2 protein-coding genes are annotated in these 4,447 nt (G+C 35.7%); one reads left to right on the top strand and one right to left on the bottom strand.

Annotated elements, in window-relative coordinates; all coding sequences use genetic code 11:
• Positions 1–905: 905 nt before the first annotated feature.
• A complete protein-coding gene (locus tag HCUR_RS02500) occupies positions 906–1,781 on the bottom strand; it encodes an aminotransferase class IV (RefSeq protein ID WP_104206665.1) in 876 nt (291 codons plus the stop codon).
• Positions 1,782–1,897: 116 nt separating this feature from the next.
• Between HCUR_RS02500 and HCUR_RS02495 the strand changes: the two genes are divergently transcribed.
• Positions 1,898–2,479 (top strand): DedA family protein, encoded by a 582-nt coding sequence (locus HCUR_RS02495; protein WP_104206594.1) that lies wholly within the window; start codon positions 1,898–1,900, stop codon positions 2,477–2,479.
• Positions 2,480–4,447: the final 1,968 nt, after the last annotated feature.

The raw sequence follows: 4,447 nt of genomic DNA, 5'->3' as shown, positions 1-4,447 counted from the left end.
AGATCCAGGCTGCCATGAGATGTTTTAGACACCCTCATCAAAATTCATTCTATCGCCTGCTCAGTGCTCTGACTATACAAAAGCCCTTGATTTAACGAACAAACTTAACGAACAATTTTGACTTTAAAACGCTATTGACGGATAAAATGTTACGATGCCGATGACCTTGTTCATTATGCTGGCCGCAACAAAGCCGTCATTCCCACGATCTATACAAAAAACCCAGAGAATTTGAGGCAGGTTTTTTTACACAGAACGCACTCTAGTCGAGCGAATGTTCAACACGTTAACCCATTTCAGGCGCGTTGCACCCAGATATGACACATTTGAACACGCTTTTCTTTCCTTCGTCCATTTTGCTGCATCACTTGTAATTCTAAAGCAAACTTAAGTATCGACACGTCCTATATATTTTATTTTAAACATACAGTTTTAGCGATTTTGGATCTATAGTTTCTTTCTTCCTGCGTGCTTTAGGCTTAATGACACTTTCTTTTTTCTAGCGTATCCCCACCCTCTACTTAGCGCTCGTCTTTTGATTATTACCTAAGTTTATCTATTGTATTGTTTTTTCCGTTAAGTTTAGGCTATAAATTATTTTTTTGTCGTTCTCTTTTAATTATAATACATATAATCCCATTTTTAAGCTCAATTACTATACATTAATCTTCATTCACTCTTTTCTAGTATATCCTCACTGTATCGCATAGTGTTAACAAACCCTCACAACAGTTGAAAAAAAAATCAAAGCATTGTTTGAAAATCAAAAAAATAGCATAAAGATTATGTGTTTGAATAAACTCTATCTCTTTGTTTCGAGCTTTCTATATCTTAGCGTTTGTTTAAGGGCTCTTCTGTTAACAAATCTTTTTGATTGTAAAAAATGTAAGACGCTTTAGGGAGTCTTAGAAAATACAAAAAGCTTTTTGATGCAATATTTGAAGTCTTTTTGTAATGGAATCCGGTTTAAATTGGTACAAACATTCAGCTGTGCGAACTGAGGCCACTGGTAGGATTCCCACCGCAGTTCCTGTTAAAAAACAGGCTTCCATTGAAGGCATATCAGACATATATATATCGTTCTCTATCACAGGAATTCCCTCTTCTTTAGCCTGCTCCAGAACAAAGGCTCGAGTTAATCCTTTAAGAAAGCTGTGAGGAAAAGGTGTTTGGAGTGTTCCCTCTCGGACAAAGAAAATATTAGAACTACTGGCTTCTGCAATGCGATCTTTGGTATCCAATAATATGGCATCATCAAATCCCTCTAATTCCGCTCTACGTTTCGCCATGGCAGAAATCATATACAATCCCGAAGCTTTACTGTGCACCGGAGCACTGGAAGGACAAGGTCTACGCCAGGAAGCAAGATGGAGCGTTACTCCATGTTGATAAATTTGAGGAGGATACGGCATTGGTCGCTCCCAAATCATAATAGCGGTATGAACATTAGAGTTTCGGTGAGAAACAACCATGCTTTTACTACCGCACCAAGCTAGCGCTCGGATATACCCAAAATTATAGTGCCCCGCATCCAAAAGAAGTTGTGTGGCATTGACAAGAGTGGATATACTATACGGAACCTCAAAATCCAAAAAAGCTGCAGACTGTTGAAAGCGTCGATAATGTAAAGGAGCCCGAAACAATGTAGTATTCCTACTACGAATCCCTTCGTACACGCTGGTTCCATAATGTAGTGCATGAGTCATAATGTGAACTTTTGCACTATTCCAGGGGATTATTTTCCCGTCTAACCAAATATTTCCTTCAAGTTGATCAAACACGCTGATCCCAGTACTACACTTTATTAAAGGGTATAAATTAATTAGAACATATGTTTCGCGCATTGACAATAGGCCAGTAAACAAGGAAAATAATAAAAAGTAAGCGTGGATTTTATGTGAAATCAGAAGCATTAAAATTTTTGCAAGATTATGGATATTGGGCGGTATTTTTAGGTTCTTTAATTGAGGGAGAGTCAATTATTCTGACTTCTAGTGCTATGGCGGCTGCTGGCTACTTTTCCATTCAGAAAATTATGATCATTGCATTTTGTGGCACGTTGCTGGCTGATCAGAGTTTGTATCTTTTGGGTTATGTTTATGGTCCAGGGGTGTTGACGTGGATTCGTTTTCGACTTCCTAAGATGACACCTTATATCGACAAAGCGTTGATATTTTTAGCACGTTACCAGAATATTTATATTTTATCTTTTCGATTTATTTGGGGAGTGCGTATTATTAGTTCTATTATTATTGGTGCTCAGAAAGTTCCGGTTCTACGGTTTGCAATTTTGAATGTGGTGGCGGCGGCAGTCTGGACAGTAGTGAGCTGTATGGCAGGGTTTCTCATTGGTGAGACGTTATTATACGGATTAGAGAACTACGGTGGGGTAGTTTCTGGCAGTCTTGTTTTGGGGGGTATATTCACTTTTTTTGTTTGGAAAATTTGGAAAAAACGTGCATTTCACATTCAAAAATGAAGGAGGGAAATCATTTAATAGATAAATAAACCCAGAAAGTAGAAAGGTTTTACTCTAAAAAATATAAACCCAGCACAATAAAATTGTTTTAAATTCTAAACTTTTTAAAATAGAAAAAAATTACTCTCATCATTTAATGAATCCACAACGATCACTTTACATCATAGTGCTTCTTTAGCAAACTCAAACATTTTAGCATAATTGTTTTTTCGTATAGATTGATGATAAAAACCTGTCTTTCTTACCCAAAATAATCTACTATGACTATATTGAGACTAGACATGCGTAACAATGTATAACGTATTGCTTGCACTTTGATTAAAATAAATTTGAGACGCTCAAAAAAATCATTTTGACGCGACTTAAAACATGTTATACCATTTTCCAGTTATAATTTGATATGATTTATTATTTTATTAATCAATAGTTTAAAACTATTGATTAAGGTTTAGAATGGGAAGAAAAATTAGCGTAATAGATCAGGAATAGATGAACAAGGTTACAATAAATCTGAAAAGTGCAAGGGAATACGTGCAAATAATCGCCAAAAGGCTTCAAAAAAATTCTATAAGAATGGTGTACAAAGTGCTGAAAGGATTCAATTTGAGCAGGAATACATTCAAAAAATGGTGTAAAAAAGATAAAGATCATGGCACAGAAGAACTTATGAATAATAAGAAACAATCTTGTCCAAAGCGTAGCAAAAAATAAAATCTATATTACATGAGAGAATAAACGCTTCTTATACCTTAAAAACACGGCTCCATAAATGTAATACCAAGTTTTGTTTAAAAATAGAAAAGCCCAGCGTACCTCAAACATTAATTTCTTTAGAATATAAGCCCCTAACAGGTAGGAAGCCCTTTCATAAACTCAGCACAGAAAACAAGAAGAGTTTAAAAAACTAGAGGAAAAATTCAGAAAATCTGGGCTAGAAATATATTATTTTGATGAATGAAGATGAGGTACACATTCTAATATAGGTTGTTCATGATTTAAAAAAGTAACAAAAATTAGGATCGCATATTATTGAAGATTCAAAGTATTTTTATGTTGATCACGCAGTATCCAATAACCGAGATACTTCCAAATTGATAATCTATGAAATAAATAAAGAATAGAGTTTTCTAGAGTGTAACCCTAAATCAAGTCTTGGTAAAATTTACCAAAATTATAAATCATGGAAAATCACACATTGCCAAACCATACAGTTCTAAAGGGCGCTCCAGAGATGCGCCAACATCACTGAGGCAGCGACTCTAGCAATATAAAACAATTAAGAGAGCTTACGCATTGTTTCTAAACAATATAGCCAAATACAGAGACAATGAATATTTTTCACTTAAGAGTTCACGGTATTCCATAGAGTTTAGGCGTCAAGGTTGTAGTGATGAAAGCAAGAGAAAAGTAAAGCATTTAAGAGATCTGGAAGCGTTTTAAAATCCTATATTCATGGATAAAAGGAGGCAGTATAGTCAAACTTAGAGGTAATAAGAACCCGTGATCCAAAGGATTTAACAGATCATGAATAAACGCTCATTAAAAATCATTTCGAATGGAGCAAGTATAGTAATAGAAGTAAAAACCAAAAGAAAGAGCGTGTTAACAGAGTATTTTACATAATAAAGAGCAGCTTCCCATGGCGAATGTTTTCTAAAGATTTTCCGCCATACTCGCCTGTACAATCGTTTTATCAAAGATGCAGGATCAAAGGAATATGAGAAAAAGTACTGAGCACACTTGTCAAGATGCGTCGGATAAATGCTGGTAAAAGAAAGACCCGAGCGATCGCAGGATTGATTCACACAGGGTCAAAACTGCCGGGGCTTGTGAACAACGCGGCATTGGCGAAGGAAAAAAAATAAAAGAACCTAAACGCCATAGTATTGTGGATACACAAGGCACTCTGGTGCACGCTATTGTTCATGACGCGAATCACGATAGGGGGGTGTAATCTTTTTTAAGAAA

It is taken from the genome of Holospora curviuscula (assembly GCF_002930195.1).
In the GTDB taxonomy this organism is placed as follows: Bacteria; Pseudomonadota; Alphaproteobacteria; order Holosporales; family Holosporaceae; genus Holospora; species Holospora curviuscula.
This window is presented reverse-complemented; position numbering and strand designations above follow the sequence as displayed.